The 17773-nt window shown below is 37.1% G+C and carries 14 protein-coding genes; 2 read left to right on the top strand and 12 right to left on the bottom strand.

Annotated elements, in window-relative coordinates; all coding sequences use genetic code 11:
• Nucleotides 1–16 precede the first annotated feature (16 nt).
• From LQ50_RS03785 to galU, 4 genes are all read right to left on the bottom strand, one after another.
• The gene (locus LQ50_RS03785; protein ID WP_034626317.1) at nt 17–2068 is read right to left on the bottom strand and encodes a BglG family transcription antiterminator; all 2052 of its coding nucleotides are present in this window, start codon (nt 2066–2068) and stop codon (nt 17–19) included.
• A gap of 270 nt (nt 2069–2338) precedes the next feature.
• On the bottom strand, nt 2339–3073 hold the full coding sequence (gene truA / locus LQ50_RS03790) for a tRNA pseudouridine(38-40) synthase TruA (protein ID WP_034626319.1): 735 nt from the start codon (nt 3071–3073) through the stop codon (nt 2339–2341).
• 104 nt (nt 3074–3177) lie between these two features.
• Entirely contained in the window at nt 3178–3741 is a 564-nt protein-coding gene (locus tag LQ50_RS03795) for a glycerol-3-phosphate acyltransferase (RefSeq protein WP_034626507.1), read from the bottom strand.
• 223 nt (nt 3742–3964) lie between these two features.
• The gene (gene galU, locus LQ50_RS03800; RefSeq protein ID WP_034626320.1) at nt 3965–4846 is read right to left on the bottom strand and encodes a UTP--glucose-1-phosphate uridylyltransferase GalU; all 882 of its coding nucleotides are present in this window, start codon (nt 4844–4846) and stop codon (nt 3965–3967) included.
• 519 nt (nt 4847–5365) lie between these two features.
• On the opposite strand from galU, the gene LQ50_RS03805 reads away from it, so the two are divergent.
• Entirely contained in the window at nt 5366–6823 is a 1458-nt protein-coding gene (locus tag LQ50_RS03805; RefSeq protein WP_084138622.1) for a glycosyltransferase family 2 protein, read from the top strand.
• Nucleotides 6824–7067: 244 nt separating this feature from the next.
• A complete protein-coding gene (locus tag LQ50_RS03810; RefSeq protein ID WP_034626322.1) occupies nt 7068–8729 on the top strand; it encodes a glutamine--tRNA ligase/YqeY domain fusion protein in 1662 nt (553 codons plus the stop codon).
• Between the two features lie 39 nt (nt 8730–8768).
• On the opposite strand, the gene LQ50_RS26205 is transcribed toward LQ50_RS03810, so the two are convergent.
• The 8 genes from LQ50_RS26205 to LQ50_RS03850 all read right to left on the bottom strand — a co-directional run bounded on the left by LQ50_RS26205 (nt 8769) and on the right by LQ50_RS03850 (nt 17417).
• Nucleotides 8769–9623, bottom strand: coding sequence for a methyl-accepting chemotaxis protein (locus LQ50_RS26205; protein WP_034626324.1), 855 nt, complete (start codon nt 9621–9623; stop codon nt 8769–8771).
• 307 nt (nt 9624–9930) lie between these two features.
• Nucleotides 9931–11436 (bottom strand): arabinosylfuranosidase ArfA, encoded by a 1506-nt coding sequence (arfA, locus tag LQ50_RS03820; protein WP_152608148.1) that lies wholly within the window; start codon nt 11434–11436, stop codon nt 9931–9933.
• A gap of 27 nt (nt 11437–11463) precedes the next feature.
• Complete coding sequence (locus tag LQ50_RS03825; protein ID WP_084138617.1) at nt 11464–11727, bottom strand: hypothetical protein; 264 nt, start codon at nt 11725–11727, stop codon at nt 11464–11466.
• Between the two features lie 12 nt (nt 11728–11739).
• The gene (locus tag LQ50_RS03830; RefSeq protein ID WP_034626328.1) at nt 11740–13221 is read right to left on the bottom strand and encodes an alpha-N-arabinofuranosidase; all 1482 of its coding nucleotides are present in this window, start codon (nt 13219–13221) and stop codon (nt 11740–11742) included.
• Between the two features lie 271 nt (nt 13222–13492).
• The gene (locus LQ50_RS03835) at nt 13493–14830 is read right to left on the bottom strand and encodes an ABC transporter substrate-binding protein (protein ID WP_034626330.1); all 1338 of its coding nucleotides are present in this window, start codon (nt 14828–14830) and stop codon (nt 13493–13495) included.
• A gap of 125 nt (nt 14831–14955) precedes the next feature.
• Nucleotides 14956–15573, bottom strand: a complete 618-nt coding sequence (locus LQ50_RS03840; RefSeq protein WP_034626333.1) for a YesL family protein — start codon at nt 15571–15573, stop codon at nt 14956–14958.
• Between the two features lie 54 nt (nt 15574–15627).
• Nucleotides 15628–16467 (bottom strand): carbohydrate ABC transporter permease, encoded by an 840-nt coding sequence (locus tag LQ50_RS03845; RefSeq protein WP_034626334.1) that lies wholly within the window; start codon nt 16465–16467, stop codon nt 15628–15630.
• Nucleotides 16467–17417 carry a carbohydrate ABC transporter permease gene (locus tag LQ50_RS03850; protein ID WP_034626336.1) on the bottom strand — a complete coding sequence of 317 codons (951 nt, stop codon included), beginning with the start codon at nt 17415–17417 and terminating at the stop codon, nt 16467–16469. Before LQ50_RS03850 ends, LQ50_RS03845 begins: the two co-directional genes overlap by 1 nt.
• Nucleotides 17418–17773 lie beyond the last annotated feature (356 nt).

The following is a 17773-nucleotide window of genomic DNA, read 5'->3' on the forward strand; positions in this document are numbered from 1 at the left end:
CTCTCCTTTTATAAAATTAATTAACAGACGCAGCAATCAGGTTATAAAGCTCCCTAGCGTTAGGAGCTTCCGTCATTTCAGCTAACACCTTATTCATCTCAGCTATTTTCATAAGCTGTAATAAGGCATGTAAGTGCTGATTTTTATCGACCGCAGCGATCACAACGACAAAATGAATCTTTTGATCTTGAAACGCCAGCCCCTCTTTAATTCTCAGTAAGCTCATTCCTACTTTTTCAACACCATCATCAGGGCGCGCATGTGGAATGGCAATATTTAATCTTAGAACGATGTTGGGTGTCATTTCTGAGTATTGAATTTTCATCGCTTTAACGTAGTTCTCCGTAATGTTTCCTCTTTCTAGTAAAGGTTTGGAAGCTATAGATACTGCCTCCTCCCAGCTTTCCACAGAGTCTTTTAATAGGATCGTCTCAGGGATGATGAAGTCCGTTAAGTTATTCTCTTTCTTCTGCTTTTCCTCGCTTTTAAATTGGAAAGAGAAATAGTCTTGCAATGCTTTTTCTAAGGCTACCTTCTCTTCAATTTTTGCATGCTTCTCTATGACATTTAACAACTGATCAATTTTCACAACAGATGAATTTAAACCAAATATGGCTTGCATGACCCGTTGGCGCAATTGAGTTTTTTCAAAATCACTAATAAATTGATCAACGATAAACAAATGTTTATCCGTTTGTACAGGCACTGGTGAGAAAACGATATCAAAATCTAAATCGGTTCTTCGGTCAAACTCGCGGATAGAAAACGCTTGATAAAAGTAAAACTCAGGAAACAAATCCCGCAATGTATTTTCCATTAATCTTGAAATTGAAACCCCATTGGGACAAACAACAACCGCTTTTTTCTTAAACGATATCGTCTCCCCGCTATTGATAAGATGTCCGCCAATGAAAATGGTAATAAACATAATTTCACTTTCTGGAACTGGACTTCCTATATACTCCTCAAACGGCTTTATCGAATCCTTCACAATAAAATGAATCGCCTCAAACTCTTCACTTACCTTTTCAAGAATCGAATAGTTCGTTGTTAACGAATATTTGATTCGATAATATGCTGGCTTCATGTGTAAGACTAACCTTTCTAAAAGTGCTTCTTTTTCTTTAAAAAGGATGCATGCCTTTTTCTCAAAAAGCTCTAAACTAGCTTTCAAAGAGTTTTTTAGTTGAGGTAGTTCTGATTTGGTTAGAAATTGCGATGTTAGCACATTCGAAGTTAATAACTGTAACGTTATAAACAAACGCTCTTCTTTAGGGATACTTTCTAAGTCTTGAACCAATATTTCTGCTGCTTCAAACTCTTTTGTATCTGACAATTCATCATAATCAATGTGGTACGAGCCTTTCAGTAAGTTCCCTTTTTTTATTCTTTTTAACAGTGCCGCTATAATATAGGGAAGAATTCTAATTCTTTCATCAATAAACGTCAGGTTTAATCGTCTTTCTACTTCTTCCATTTGCATTTTTAACCTATCAATTTCATCAACTGATATTTGTGCAAACTTCTGAATATAGTTTTCACCTTTATAAATATCGAAAATTTTTCTGAGAACATCGATTAACAGCCTTCTTTTATCCCATTCACTACCTGCTACTTCATAACCGTGCATTCTAGAATAGACAATTTCTAACTTGTACTCGCTTACAATACTTTGAGAAAGCTTCATATCTCTAAGAATTGTATTTTTGCTGACTTGTAACGCACTAGAAAAATGAACTAAAGATAATTCCTCTTCGCTACTTAAAAGCATCAACAGAATAAATTCTGCCCGTTCTTTTTCTGAGGGAATATATTTAGTCATGGAAGAATCTGAATTTGTCTTTTCAGCAAATAAATCGATTAACACCGAACTTACTATGAACTTCCCACCATTTGTCCTTGAAATAACTGGGTAGTTTTTTTCTTTTAACCAATCGTTTATTTTTGTGAAGCTATAACTAATTTGTCTACGGGATAATTGAAACTTATTCTCCAACTGTTTATTGGATATATCCGGATTACCCACAACCTCTTTTAGTATTAAGTTGCTTCTCTCATCTAGATACATAAGCTATTCCCCCTTACTTGTATTTATAATAACAGCAAATAGATCGAGTTTGATTACGCTTTCATACACATTTGTTGACTGTCTATTGTTCAACATGATGTTTGTCTTCGTACGAATAAATCCCATACCTTATCCTAAATTAATCCCATACGGTTAACTACCAAGAAAAAATATGCATTTGTTCTCTTAATTGTTGCCATTTTTTGATAAGTCAAATTAAATAAAAAAACCCCTTGTATGCCAAGAGGGCACTGACAAGGGGGTTCGTATTTAAAATTCAATTTTCTCCAAATATAGCCCATTTGCATCAGCAAATCCTGCTAAACTTCGATCGTTTGACTGTAAGATCGTTTGTATTTCTTCAGGCTGTAATTCTCCTAAGCCAACATGAATTAAGCTTCCAACCATTTTTCTTACCATATTATAAAGGAAACCGTTCCCGCGAATTCGTATATTAATAAAGCCAACCTCTTCATCAATCGTAATAGCAAAAATATGACGTACGCTCGATTTTTTCTTCGATTTAGCGTTTGAAAAAGCTGTAAAATCATGTTCACCGACAAAAAAACGAGCGGCTTCTCTTACTTTTTTTACATCTAGCTTCTTCTCTACATGCAGACTATGTTTACGCATAAAAGGATTCGGATAGCTTTCATTCCAAATTTTATAAACATACGTTTTTTCTTTAGCATTGTATCTCGCATGAAAACGATCGTGAACCGAAGACACTTCTGTCACACTAATGTCCTGTGGTAAATATTTGTTTAAATAATTTTGGATGTCAAGTTCTGCCATCCTTTCACTCAGCTTAACATTGGCGACTTGAGCAAGAGCATGTACCCCAGCATCCGTTCGACTAGAACCAATAATCTCAATCGGTCTCCCTACCATTTCAGATAGTACATATTCAATCTTCCCCTGTATCGTATTTTCCGTATTTCCTAAACGCTGCCATCCTTTATATCGTCCACCATCATATTGAATTATTAATTTGTAGTTATTCATTCATTTCCCTTTCATGATTCGTACAGTAGTATTTTTTAAAGGCACAGGAAAAGAATATTTTCCTGTGCCTCGTCCTATTGTCTCCCTTTTTCTCCCATCTGTATTCACGCTTTACTTCCACGAGCCCACCTAATGTTTTCATTATGCTTTAACAGCATTAATAATACGATTAGAAACGCTGAAAAAACCGCCATTTTTTCCTCATAGCCTATATATTGATAAGGTACAATTAAGATTGCAGCGATCCCTGACCATAAAATATATTTCTTAAAAGCTAAGCCTAGTAACCAAAGCAAGCCAATAAATAGCAAAGCCATTGGCTCTGTCGCTAAAAAGATCCCCAAGCTTGTAGCAATACCTTTACCTCCGGTGAAATTTAAAAAAACAGATTTCAAGTTTCCTATAATTACGCATAAGGCTACGAGCATCGTTTGACCACCATTAAAATACTGTGCAGCAAACGCAACCATCAAGAAGGCTTTTCCAACATCACCGATTAAAACAATGAATGCCACCTTTTTACCTAAGTTCAAATACACATTGCTTGCTCCTATATTTTTTGTTCCGACTTCTTGAATATCTATACCATTGCATTTTGCTACTAATTTCCCAGTAGGAATCGATCCAATAACGTAAGCGATCACACAAACTATTAGTAGTACTATCATTTGTTACCTCTTCCCTGATAGGTAAAGCTGTCCACTCTAGAACAACCTCTCTTAGTTTTACTATTTTAGTATAAACGAATACATAAACTTTAGAAAGGGTGATAACCTGTAAGCAACACCTTTATCCACTAAGTTATGAAAATATTGTAAACATACATCAAATACCTATCATTCCATAAAAAAAAACCTTACCAACGTTTGATAAGGTCTTTCTTATTACTAATTATACATTTAATATTTTTCTCTTTAAGACCATTTCTAAATAACGACGAAACTCTTCTTTTAGTTCATCATTGTTTAACGCAAATTCAACTGTCGTTTTTATAAATCCTAATTTTTCCCCCACGTCATATCGAGTCCCTTCAAAGTCATAAGCAAATACCGATTGTATTTGATTTAATTTTTTTATTGCATCCGTCAGTTGAATTTCATTGCCTGCTCCTTTTTCATGTCTACTTAAAAACTCGAAGATTTTAGGGGTTAGTACATACCTTCCCATAATTGCTAAGTTCGATGGAGGATTTTGTTTAGGCTTTTCAACTAAATCGATAATCTCATGCATTTGTCCATTATTGTTTATTGGATCAATAATCCCATATCGGCTCGTTTCTTCATATGGAACTTTTTGAACCCCTATCACAGACGATCCTACTTGTTCAAATTGTTCAATTAATTGCTGTAAACATGGTTTTTTTGCTTGAACGATATCATCACCAAGCAAGACGGCAAAAGGCTCATTTCCTATAAAGTTGCGAGCACACCATACTGCATGCCCAAGACCCATCGGTTGTTTTTGACGTATATAATGTATGTCAACAATATTTGTACTATATTGAACCTTTTCTAATAGTTCAAATTTTTGTTTTTGAATCAATGTGTTCTCAAGAGAAACGTTATGATCAAAGTGGTCTTCAATCGCTCTTTTCCCTTGACCAGTAACAATAATAATATCCTCGATCCCCGATTCGATCGCTTCTTCCACAATATATTGAATCGTTGGTTTATCAATGATAGGCAGCATCTCTTTAGGCATAGCCTTTGTAGCTGGTAGAAACCTTGTACCTAAACCTGCAGCAGGAATAATTGCTTTTCTCACTTTTTTCATCATAATCCTCCTCAAATTTATTGAACTATACAATGATTGCTAATCATTTGTTCTTAATTAAGAACTTATTTAAATTCATTATATAGAACAAACCATTACATATCAACTTCTTTTTTTATCATTTGACCTTAATATAAATACCCCATCTTCAACCTCCACGATTCACTTATATCATTAAGAATCACATTATATTCATTGACATTTATACAAACAAAGCATTTTATTACCTAAACACATATTTTTTCTTTATAAAGAACATTTACAAAAAAAACTATTTACAAATTTCCACTTACTTATTATTATCAATTTATACCGTTCCTTATATAGAACAGATAATGATGTTTTATTCGTTCATTTCTTCAAAATACAAAAGGGCAGGAAAAAGTTCATTTTGACCAGGAGGGAAAATCGTTGGAAAAGTTACTTGAAGCTGAAAGTCCGCAAAAGCAAACGCATGAGCATCACAATCGATTACTTACGACTAACATCTTTGATATTCCAGGGGTAAAGAATTCTTATATGCATCCGCGAATTGTTGCTTTTATCCCAGCACATAATGAGGAGAAGTCTATATTTGATTGTCTTGCAGGAATAGGAGATCAGGTACTTCCAAAAGGGGTAGAGCTTGATGTCATTGTCATCGCTGATAATTGTAGTGACCGTACCGAGGAAGTAGCCATTGAAGCTGGTAAAGAATTTAATTTAAACTTGGTTGTCCTAAAAACAAAAAACAATAAGCAGCGAAAAGTAGGAGCATTGAATCAAGCTTGGAAAAACATCTATGGAGATAACCTTGACATTTATTTTCGGGAATTAACACCCTTTCAAGAACTCTATAAGCAATCCATTAAGGCTATCCTTGGAATGGATGCAGACTCAAGACTCGCACCGAACGCCTTAACTCAATTATGGGATGGGCTCATGAGTTCAAGGAACATTGGCGGAGTTATGGCCAAATATACAATGAGAATGCCCAAAAAGAAAAGCTTAATCTCCAAAAATGATATCAATTATGAAGAGAAGCTTGCTAGCGGAGACTACGGTGGACCACTAGCAAGGTGGTGGACTCACCAACAGAAGCAAGATATGGCAAGTTGGCTGTTAGACCTTCAATATAACGGAGGAAGCACTTATGTTCTAGGAGGTCAAGCGACATTATTTCGTCCCGAAGCCCTTCAAGATATTGTAGATGATAATAAGCTAGATGGCCCTTGGCAAGATGAGAGTGACGTAGAAGACATGCTCCTCACTTGGCAGCTGCAAAAGTCAAAATGGAAAACGCTAATTAGTCCGAAAGCCAGATGTTTTGTAGATTCCATGAAATCGTACCACACCTTTCGACAACAACGTAATAAATGGCAGTCAGGAACGGTTAATCTCCTAACAAGTAGTGACATCGGTGTGAAGACTAGACATAAAGGGAAGCTTTGGCGCTCCCAAGCAAAATCTTTTATGGATTTAACAGTTCGACTCTTATTTGTTATGTTACTAACGGTTTCCCTAGCGACAGATCAATTTTTCTGGTCTTGGATTTGGATTATCCCTATCGGCTTAGCATCCATACTAAACACCATTCTCGCGCTTAAAACACCTATGCACAGACCAATAGATGTTGTATTTGCCGCCTTGTTGATTAGTCCGGAAATCTATTTATGGGCTAATTTAATTACTTTCCTTCAAGTTTGGATCGATCGGCTGTCTTCTAGTAAAAAAGACGGATGGGCCAATCAATACAATGCTGAAAATGGCAAAACCAGCAGTAAACTGATCCATGGCATCATTACGATGATGCTATTCATCACTCTTATCGTATTCTTGTGCATACATTATCGAGAATTTTTAACAAGCGAGCCTGTTCAATTAGCTCTTCACCCTTACTTGATGACTGGTTGGATTACCTTAACATACTTAACCATTTTTGCTTCTATTCTAATGGTTTACCAAATTTGGACATTACGCGCAAAACACACCGCTTAAGATTATTTACCTCCTTGAGAGTTATCGCAGCTTGGCGATAACTCTTTTTCTTTTTCCTGCCCTGATCATTAAAAGAAATATAAGTATGCTTTTTATCGATCTTTTTTCATAAACCTCTTTACACGAATCGATACATACGATACAACCGTTTGTTCAAACAATGACTTGTGATACAATATTGTCTATTACAACTGTATTATGGAAAAAATATAATACACCATATATAGATGAAAGGGTGAAAAATATGGAGCATAGTTCTTCTAACTTTATTAGAAATATTATAAAAGAAGACTTAGAATCAGGTAAGCGAAATCATGTAATTACTCGATTCCCACCAGAACCTAATGGATACTTACATATCGGTCATGCCAAATCGATTGTTATTAACTTTGATTTAGCAGACGAGTTTAAAGGAAAAACAAACTTACGCTTTGATGATACCAACCCATTGAAGGAAGACTCTGAGTATGTTCATGCAATCAAAGAGGATGTCCATTGGCTTGGTTATGAATGGGATGGGCTATTCTTTGCTTCGGATTACTTTCAAGAAATGTACGAAAGAGCAGTCCTACTTATAAAGAAGGGAAAAGCCTATGTCGACGATTTATCGCCTGATGAAATCCGTGAATACCGTGGTACGTTAACAGAGCCAGGTAAGGATAGCCCTTACCGCGATCGTTCGATTGAGGAAAACTTAGACTTATTCGAACGTATGCGCAAAGGCGAGTTTGAAAACGGTAAAAAAGTATTGCGAGCAAAAATCGATATGAGTTCTCCTAATATTAACCTACGCGATCCTGTTATTTACCGAATTTCTCACGCAGAACATCATAACACAGGAGACCAATGGTGTATTTATCCAATGTACGCATTTGCCCATCCATTAGAGGATGCCATTGAAGATGTCACACATTCCATTTGTACAACGGAATTTGAAGATCAACGTCCCCTTTATAACTGGATCGTAGAAGAATGTGAAATGGAGAGCACACCACAACAAATTGAATTCGGTCGTTTGAACATTACCAATGCTGTCATGAGTAAACGTAAATTAAAACAATTAGTCGATGGAGGGTTGGTTGATGGGTGGGATGATCCACGCATGCCAACGATTTCAGGTTTACGAAGAAGAGGATACACACCAGATGCCATCCGTACGTTCGTACGTGAAACAGGTGTATCTAAAGGGTCTGGTCATGTAGACTCTCAAATGTTGGACTACTTTGTACGAGAAGACTTAAAAATGAAAGCACCTCGTACGATGGGGATCCTTCGTCCATTAAAAGTCGTGATTACAAACTACCCAGAGGGCCAAGTAGAAATGCTTGATGCCGAAATCAATCCTGAGAATCCAGAAATGGGTACAAGACAAATTCCTTTCTCAAGAGAGATTTATATTGAACAAGAAGATTTCATGGAAAATCCACCAAAGAAGTATTTCCGTCTCTTCCCTGGGAACGAGGTTCGCTTAAAACATGCTTATTTCATTAAGTGTGAAGATGTCATTAAAGATGAAGACGGCAATGTTGTCGAAATCCATTGTACGTATGACCCTGAGACGAAGAGCGGAACAGGATTCACTGGTCGTAAAGTAAAAGGAACCCTACACTGGGTGGAAGCAACACAAGCGGTTCCAGCTGAATTCCGATTATATGAACCACTTCTTACCACTGACAACCCAGAAGAGTTAGAAGAGGAAACAGTTAAAACATTTTTAGATCAAGTAAACCCTAACTCTCTCCAAGCATTAAAGGGTTATGTAGAACCAAATATGAAAGATGTATCTGCACAAGATAAATTTCAATTCTTTAGACACGGTTACTTTAATGTCGATCCAAAAGACACGACACGAGAAAACCTTGTGTTTAACTTAATTGTTTCATTAAAGAGTTCGTTTAAACTATAAGGAAATAATGAAAGGACCTGTAATATTTTTTACAGGTCCCTATATTAATTCCGAAGCATATTTATTTAACTCTTTGCTCATTCTCTGAATTTCATCAATAAAGGAGGCAATTTCTTGAGTTGATGAGGATTGCTCTGCCCCAACAGCAACAACTCTTTCAATAGAGAGAGTGATTTCATCTATTGAACTTTGAATATTTGCAAGCGTATTCCGAATTCTTTCAGTAGAAGAAACCGTATCATGTGAAAGTTTTCTGATTTCTTCAGCAACAACTTTAAAGCCTCTTCCCACGTCCCCTGCACGGGCAGCTTCTATAGAAGCATTTAACCCTAATATATTTGTTTGATCGGCAATCTTCTTAATAAATGTCAGTACTTCATCTGTATGCTTAACCGATTCTTTTGCCTTTTGAGATTGAACAGCAAGAGTATCAGTAGCCCTCTCAAGTTCTTCCGCACCATCTGCAATCGTTGTAACCCCTTCATTTGCCTGAGTTAGGGCAGAAACCATTGTCTCCGATATACCTAATAATAGCTTCTCATTTTGTTCCTGTAGTTGTATTGCAATTGCACCAACAACTTCATCCCCTTCTAATATAGGTGTTGCCAACCCGGTAAATGGAAATCCAAAAAATTCAGGATCCACCTCAGTTCTTATTGACTTATTATACTTGATGCAATCCGCCAGGGGTTCCTTCGGGTTTATTCCATCGCCAGCTTTTACCCCTAAATCAATTTTACGTCCTGGATAATAAGCAATCCACTCTTTCCGGTTTGTGAGGCCTATTGCGATATCTGGTAGCATGGACTGTATGAATGGAATAACCTCAGTAAATGAAGTTAGTTTATCAACTTTACTCATAGTTATTTCTTCTTTTTGTATATTGAGATCCATAGTGGTCTCCTTTCTTCTAGTTTAGTTTGTATAATTCAAGTATATATTTTGTACAATATTTTAACAACAATAAGGAATCGGAATCTTAGGGGAATCATAGGGGCAGGTTCCTTGTCCTATTTTTTACCCTTCTTTACTCTAAAACTAATAATTGGTGATGCTAATACATACAAAAAGTAATGTTTTTCTGCTTATCTGTATCCTGAAATCTCGTGACCAATAGAGTTCTTTTTTTAATATACAATAAAAAACTACCTGTCTAAATCAATATATTAGACAGGTAGTCATACTTCCCTTATTTAAGCTCTTACTTTGCCAAGCGGATCACATTCCATGAAAGCTTCGGTAGGTTGGCTTCTAATTTTCCCCCATCCACTTTCGCATCTCCATTATTATGTGGAACAACATTTGTGCGATTATACTGATTTGTTGCCTTAACCTCATCATTCTCAAGAATAAGATGTTCAACCACTTGATAGCCCTCAAAACTTCTAACATCAGCATCCAGTGATAATACATCCGTTTGGTGTTTATTCACTGCAAAAATGGTGACTGTTTCACTTTCTTCATTATAAACAGATACTGTATCTAAATAAGGAACATCGGTAAAGTCTTTACTATCATACTTAGGAGAAGATACCAAGGCATGTAAGGCAACCCCTCTACCATATACAGAGGCGTGCATGTATGGATAGAAGATCGTTTGTTTCCAAGCCTCGCCACCATTTTCTGTCATAATCGGAGCGATGACATTCACAAGCTGAGCCAAACACGCAATCTTCACACGGTCTGCACGTTTGAGTAAGGAGATTAGCATACTACCAACTAGAAGCGCATCTTCAAACGTATAAATATCTTCAAGTTGAGGAGGAGCAACCGTCCATGGCTCAAGTTTCTTATCCGCTTCATTTGAATGAAACCAAACATTCCACTCATCAAATGATAGATTAATGGTTTTCTTACTGCGCTTTTTCGCTTTAATATAATCGGCAATTGAAATCACCGAATAAATAAATTGATCCATATCAAGAGATTGAGCTAAATAGTTTGCTAAATCTTCATCACGGTTGCCATAGTACGTGTGCAATGAGATAAATTCAACGTGATCATACGTATGTTCAAGAACAGTCGCCTCCCATTCAGCAAATGTTGGCATAAGTCGATTCGAGCTACCGCAAGCGACTAATTCGATGGAAGGGTCAACCCACTTCATAGCTTTTGCCGTTTCGGCAGCAATACGACCATACTCATCAGCTGTACGGTGACCAATTTGCCAAGGACCATCCATTTCATTTCCTAAGCACCAGGTTTTAATTTTATGCGGTTCCTTATAACCATGCTTCATACGAAGGTCACTCCAGTAGGATCCGGACGGATGATTGCAATATTCAACTAAGTTACGAGCAGCATCAATGCCTCTTGTTCCAAGGTTTACGGCCATATTTACTTCCGCATTAACCTTTTTGGCCCAATCCATAAATTCATTTGTTCCAATTTCATTGGTCTCTGTGGTTCTCCATGCTAAGTCTAAACGACGGGGCCGTTCTGCTACAGGACCTACTCCATCTTCCCAGTTGTACCCAGAGACAAAGTTTCCACCTGGGTAACGAACGAGCGGCACCTTTAATTGTTTAACAAGTTCAATTACATCTTTGCGAAACCCTTGCTCATCCGCTTCTGGATGGTCTGGTTCATAAATCCCCCCGTACACGGCTCTCCCTAAATGTTCAATAAAAGATCCATATATTCGATCATCAATCTCCCCAATTTTAAACTCTTTATCAATCGTCATTGTCGCTTTCATGGTTCTAATCTCTCCCTTCCTAATTCACCCTTATTTCTACCATTTAGCTGCACCAGGCATAGGGCAGCTTTTATTTTTTCGTTTGGCTTTATAGCTGATGAGCACCCCTGAATACTTACATGTCGAACCATATTGCAAAGAGGTGCAATCAAGGCATAACTGAACGCGCTTACTATACAGTTCTTCATGAACAAACTCATCATCCTCTTCAATACTCGAATCGGAATAATAGATAAGAGGTTCATCTGTCACGCTGACATTCCTTTGACATCCCTTGCACTCATTACTGTATTTCATCATCAACTGGTCTCCTTAATTCAATGCCAAGACAGCTACAGACATAGGAGGAAGCGTGATGTCTAATTTTTTACCGTCCAATGAATATCCAGTAAATTCCACAGGCTTTACATTTTCACCATCTTCAAATGAATTATGAGCATCCATCTTATCAGCTGTTAAAATTCTACCGCTAACTGCAGATGTTGCTAGACCACGAATGTCGATGGTCACTTCCGCTTCATTCTTATGGTCGACATTACAAATGCTTACATGCACCGTTCCTTCGTCATTTTTTGAAGCGGTAAGGCTGACTTGCGGAATGGTTTCTCCATCAAACTCATATTGGTTTGCCTTCATATCAATGGCTACCTTTGTTGCATCATGGTGGACCTTATACATTTCGAATACATGATACGTAGGGGTGAAAATCATTTTCTCTCCTTCCGTTAAAATCATAGATTGAAGAACATTCACGGTTTGAGCGATATTCGTCATTTGTACACGGTCACAATGATCATGGAAAATATGAAAATGGATACCTGCAACAAGTGCATCTCGAATCGTATTTTGTTGATACAAAAATCCAGGATTTGTACCAGGCTCTACATCAAACCATGTCCCCCACTCATCAATAATCATTCCAACTCGCTTGTCGGGATCATATTTATCCATAATGGTGCCATGCTTACGAATTAACGTATCCATATGTAACGCTTTTTTCATCGTTACAAACCACTCACCTTCAGGGAATCCAGTTGCTGCCCCTTTCCCAGTCCAAAATTCACCAGGCACCGTATAATAATGCAGACTTAGTCCATCCATGTAGCGCGCAGACTCTCGCATTAACACTTCTGTCCAATGATAATCATCCACATTAGCACCACCGGCAATCTTGTAAATTTGGTTTCCATCATAGTTACGAACATACGTCTGATAACGACGATAGAGATCAGAATAGTATTCAGGACGCATATTCCCTCCGCAACCCCAGTTCTCATTCCCAACACCAAAATAGGTTAATTTCCAAGGTTCTTCTTGGCCATTCTCTCTTCTCCAATTGGCCATCGGCGACTCTCCTTTGAATGTCATGTACTCAACCCATTCCGACATTTCTTGGACCGTCCCACTTCCAACATTTCCACAAATATACGGCTCACATTCAAGCATTTCACAAAGCATCATAAACTCATGTGTACCAAAATGATTGTTTTCAACTACACCACCCCAATGTGTGTTTACCATCCGTTTTCGATTTTCCCTTGGTCCTACCCCATCTTTCCAATGATACTCATCAGCAAAGCATCCGCCAGGCCAGCGAAGAACTGGGATGTTGATGTTTTTTAATGCCTCTACCACATCGTTGCGAATTCCATTTGTATTAGGAATCGGCGAATCTTCTCCTACCCATATCCCTTCATAAATACATCTACCTAAATGCTCAGCAAAGTGCCCATATATATTTTTATTAATCCTTCCCTGTTCAACATCTACATTTAAAATCGCCTGTTGTTTCATATTCATTTCACCTCATAGTTTTTGGTTTTTCTTACCTATCTGAATCCGTTTACGTACACGATAAAAAAATCACTTCCCACTTAGCAAAAAATATATATGCTAATTTACAATAGTTCGTGTACATAAACGTCTAAGATATAGTTACTTATTCTAGGGACTATATAAAATTCCCCCAAATAAGCTCAATCATATGCTCATCTACTTTTATCATCACCACTCCTCATTTATCATTTGATAAACGAGGAGTGATGAAATTTACGATCAACTATGACTATTCTTGCATATTGGCTTCAATAGTCTCCTGCGCACGTTTCAACGCTTCTTCTGCCGTTTGCGTTTGTTGTCTTAGTACATCATTAAAAATATTTGTACTAAACTCATTAGCTACACTAGGCGTATGTGGTGTAATATTTACTGAATTAATCTCATCACGAACCTCTAATAATACATCAAAAATATTATCACCAAAGTATTGATAGAAACTATTATCCTCTTTAAATACGTCATTATCCCATACATCCCAACGAGGAGGATCAAATCCAAGAACAGTCCAAAGCTTTTCGTTTGCCTCTTCAGACAGCTTCGCATAGGCTAAGAAATCTTTAGCAAGGTCTTCATGGTCTGTTTGATTTGTAACAACAGTTCCCGTCCCCCCCATACCGGCTGAACGGAATCCACCTTCTTCCCATGCAGGCAGTGGATTTATAACCATTTTCCCTTTTAAATCAGGCATATTTTCAAGGAAGCGTCCCATATACCAGATTGGCATCGCAAAAGAAGCTACATTCCCTTCATTCATATACGCATAAAATTCTTCAGCATGCGGTTCCCCACCTGGCGTAAGTTCAGCAATTTCATGGACATAAATGAGATCATGCAAGAACTGTAACACTTCAATATTTTCCGGAGCGTCTAGAGTTAAATTGCCATTCTCATCAAACCAATCTGAGCCACGTTGGCTGACCATCTGAAACATTGGTAAGTAATCATCCGTATGAACGGTTGTCATGACTTTTCCCGTTTTTTCTACCACTTGTTTACCAGCTTCAACATAGTCATCCCATGTTTGGATCGATTCAATGTCTACTCCTGCTTCATCCATAATTTCTTGATTATAGTACATTACAGACGCACCAACATGAGTAGGCATTCCGTAATATTGGCCCTCTTTAGCATAGATATCAAAACGAGCTTCAATGAATTTATCTATAATTGGTTCCACATGGTCATTCATTGGTAATAGTTGTGGTACCCCTTGGAGGAAGTTAGGAAAACGAGAAATCTCAATATCTGCTATATCAGGTGCTCCTGAACCTGATTGTAATGCTAGTAAGAGATTGTTGTGCATTTGATCAAATGGATAGGTTTCTGCAACAAGTTTCAGTGGTCTATCAGGAAATTCTTCATTCCAAGCAATCGCTGCATCCTCAAATAAATCCACATGCTGACCAGCAAATGTCCAATATGTGAGTTCTGTAGCACCCTCAATATCATCCCCAACAACAGACGTTTCATCTGCCTCCCCTGAAGAGGAAGAACTACCCCCACAAGCAACTAACACGAGTGTCATAAACCCAATCAACGTCAATAACAAACTTTTCCTTTTCATCACAATCCCCCTATTATTTAATAAGTGATATTTGAAAAATATATAGCAAATTAGTTCCCCTATCACCTCCTTAGATTTCTCGCTGCTTTTAGATGATCTTTTGTCGACGCTTACAATTTATTAGTTTAAGAGGTTTGTTCGTCTATTTTGACAAAAGTTTGCATAGAGAGCCACATGCATCCTATTGCAGCGAAGCTAACTGAGAAAAACGGGATCAATCCTGGAAAATCAAGTGAAACATATATGACTGTAAAAACCACTACACCACTTGCCATCGTATAGTGGATTTTCGTCAATCCAATAATGATCGCATTACGAATGTATGAAATCCATGTTGTTTGATAGTGTGCCAATAGTGGAAAAGCCCAAATAACAACGATAATATAAAAAAATAATATAAAATAGAAAGCGAACGGAATAACAAATAGTAGATCTTCACTTCTTGCTATTGCTATATAATTCAGATAAAGAATCCCTCCAATGACGGTTAAACTCCAACCCATTAAATTAGAACGAATGAACTCTTCTTTGTAAATTTGCTTAAACGATTTCCAAAGTTTAATATCCGTGTTTCCCATGATCAATTTTCTCGATAACCCTAATGCTGCTAACGTTGCTGGAAAGACGCCTCCTACAAATAAACCCAAGAGCGTGTAATAAAACCATAAAATATTAATTGCAGCTAGTTGCACGATCCAACGAAGGATTCGATCAAGGGATGATACAATTTGAGCTCCGTTCATATACTGCTCACCTCTTTAATTACAATAGTCCTTTTCCTCTAAAGTCATAAACAATTACCCTTTTACTCCCCCAACTGTTAGACCTGCTACAAAATAACGTTGGAAGAAAATAAACAATATAACGATCGGAACAATCGTCATGACAGAACCAGCAAGTAAAATATCATAGTTGTTACCATATGGTGTTAATAGTGTCGCTAAACCAATTGGTAGCGTAAACATATCATTAGATCGTAACACAACTAACGGCCATAAGAAGTTATTCCAACTATTTAATCCTTGTAATATAGCCATTGCTGCTAATGACGGCCCCATAAGCGGAAGCATAATCCTAAAAAAGATTCCATATTCAGTACAACCATCAATCCTTGCAGCATCCATTAGTTCTTTAGGAAGTCCTAACGCATATTGTCTAAAGAAAAAGACAGCAATTGGCGCAACTATCGCAGGCAAAATAACGGCTGAATAGGTATTTACCAAATTTAGCTTAATCATTAATTGAAAAAGAGGTAGCATTAATATTTCAAATGGAATCATCAAAATGATTAAAACGAGTAAAAAGAAAAAGTTTCTACCTTTGAAATCATATACTGCCAATGCATAACCTACCATAGAAGAAAATAGTAAAGATAAGACAACAATGACTAACGATATCCAAACACTATTTCCAAACCATTTCCAATAGATTTCAGCTTCAGTAAAAATAAAGATGAAATTATCGAGCGTTAATGTACTTGGATCAAAGATTAAGCTTATCCCATTTCTCATTAAATCGGTTGCTGGTCGAAATGAAGCAAGAGTTAAATTCAAAAGTGGAAATAAGGCAAGAAATGCTACAACCATAAATCCAATTGTAAGCAGCCATGTTAGTAAAGGATTATTTTTTTGCTTCATTACTCATCCCCCCTTTTAAAGGCACCGGTTAGAAACAGTTGAGTCAAACTAATGACAAAGATGATTAACATTAATACAACGCCAATCGCTGCACCAAACCCCATATCATTCTGTTGAATTCCTTCTTGATATAGATAACCAACGATCGTTAAACCAATATTCCCTGGTGAACCGGATGTCCAGAATACGAAGCTTTCCTCAAACATTCTAAATCCACCAATAATTGAAATGGTAGCAACGAAAATAGTAACCGGTTTTAAAAATGGCAACGTAACATAAAAGAATTTCTGCAGGGCACGGGCACCATCAATGTCTGCCGCTTCATATAGCTCTTTCGGTACATTTTGTAACGCAGCTAAAAAGTACAAGATATTAATTCCCATCCAGCGCCAAGATGCAAGTACTACCATTAGAAACATCCCAGACCAAGCGTTGTATCTCCAATCAACTGATTCAAGGCCAATCCAATTCAAGATTTGGTTCGCTACTGCCGTATCACTTTCAGCAAACATTAAACGAAAAACCATACCTGCAACAATGACTGACGTTAATGCAGGTAAAAAGAGAGCTGTCCTAAATAATATTCTGAATTTCACTACCTTCGAATTTAACAAGACAGCTAACAACATCGGCAATGAGACTAAAATAATAACGGTTAAAATCATATAGATCGTTGTATTTTGTAATGCTGTGAAAAACGTCGGATTAATAATTCTCGTATAATTCCTTAACCCAATAAATGTTACTTCACCAGGTAATACTCTTTGAAAGCTCATAATAATCGCTTGAATTGCTGGGTATAACGACAATACTAAAAACGAGAGTACAAATGGTGAAATCAAGACATACGGCACGACTTTTTGAGAGTTTAAGAATGTGAGTAATCCGCCATTCCTCCTGTTTCTCATTTGGACGACTTCTGTTTTGCTATCCTTTCCAGTTTGTAACATAGGAACCCCCTCTATCGTTTTGGATTTTCTGTTCAAATACAGCGTACACGACCGGAATGAATCCGCTTACATAATGTAGTTTGACATCAACTCCCCATTAAATGTAGTGAGTCTTGTTTTGCACTTCAATTGTTTTGTATACGAATTTCTCTAGCACCGTGTACGTACACGAAATTGCGCTTGATGATTCTACTAAATGATGTTGTTTTGTTTCATTTCTTTAATATGATTAATAGCGTGTACGTACACGAAAAAATCCGGTAAGCAATGATCACCTTTACTTTTGAAAGGTAATACATTTCTATTTAGCTCTTGCGAAAGCTTCGTGTACGTACACGAAAAAATGAATGTTAATT

The organism is Halalkalibacter okhensis, from assembly GCF_000787375.1.
Lineage (GTDB): Bacteria > Bacillota > Bacilli > Bacillales > Bacillaceae_D > Halalkalibacter > Halalkalibacter okhensis.

Coding starts and splice junctions, on each gene's coding strand:
- LQ50_RS03825 (WP_084138617.1), bottom strand. CDS start 11,727: ATGATGAAATACAGTAATGAGTGCAAGGGATGTCAAAGGAATGTCAGC.
- LQ50_RS03835 (WP_034626330.1), bottom strand. CDS start 14,830: ATGAAAAGGAAAAGTTTGTTATTGACGTTGATTGGGTTTATGACACTC.
- LQ50_RS03795 (WP_034626507.1), bottom strand. CDS start 3,741: ATGATAGTACTACTAATAGTTTGTGTGATCGCTTACGTTATTGGATCG.
- truA (WP_034626319.1), bottom strand. CDS start 3,073: ATGAATAACTACAAATTAATAATTCAATATGATGGTGGACGATATAAA.
- LQ50_RS03850 (WP_034626336.1), bottom strand. CDS start 17,417: ATGTTACAAACTGGAAAGGATAGCAAAACAGAAGTCGTCCAAATGAGA.
- LQ50_RS03830 (WP_034626328.1), bottom strand. CDS start 13,221: ATGAAACAACAGGCGATTTTAAATGTAGATGTTGAACAGGGAAGGATT.
- LQ50_RS03805 (WP_084138622.1), top strand. CDS start 5,366: ATGCATCCGCGAATTGTTGCTTTTATCCCAGCACATAATGAGGAGAAG.
- LQ50_RS03840 (WP_034626333.1), bottom strand. CDS start 15,573: ATGAACGGAGCTCAAATTGTATCATCCCTTGATCGAATCCTTCGTTGG.
- galU (WP_034626320.1), bottom strand. CDS start 4,846: ATGAAAAAAGTGAGAAAAGCAATTATTCCTGCTGCAGGTTTAGGTACA.
- LQ50_RS26205 (WP_034626324.1), bottom strand. CDS start 9,623: ATGGATCTCAATATACAAAAAGAAGAAATAACTATGAGTAAAGTTGAT.
- LQ50_RS03785 (WP_034626317.1), bottom strand. CDS start 2,068: ATGTATCTAGATGAGAGAAGCAACTTAATACTAAAAGAGGTTGTGGGT.
- LQ50_RS03845 (WP_034626334.1), bottom strand. CDS start 16,467: ATGAAGCAAAAAAATAATCCTTTACTAACATGGCTGCTTACAATTGGA.
- LQ50_RS03810 (WP_034626322.1), top strand. CDS start 7,068: ATGGAGCATAGTTCTTCTAACTTTATTAGAAATATTATAAAAGAAGAC.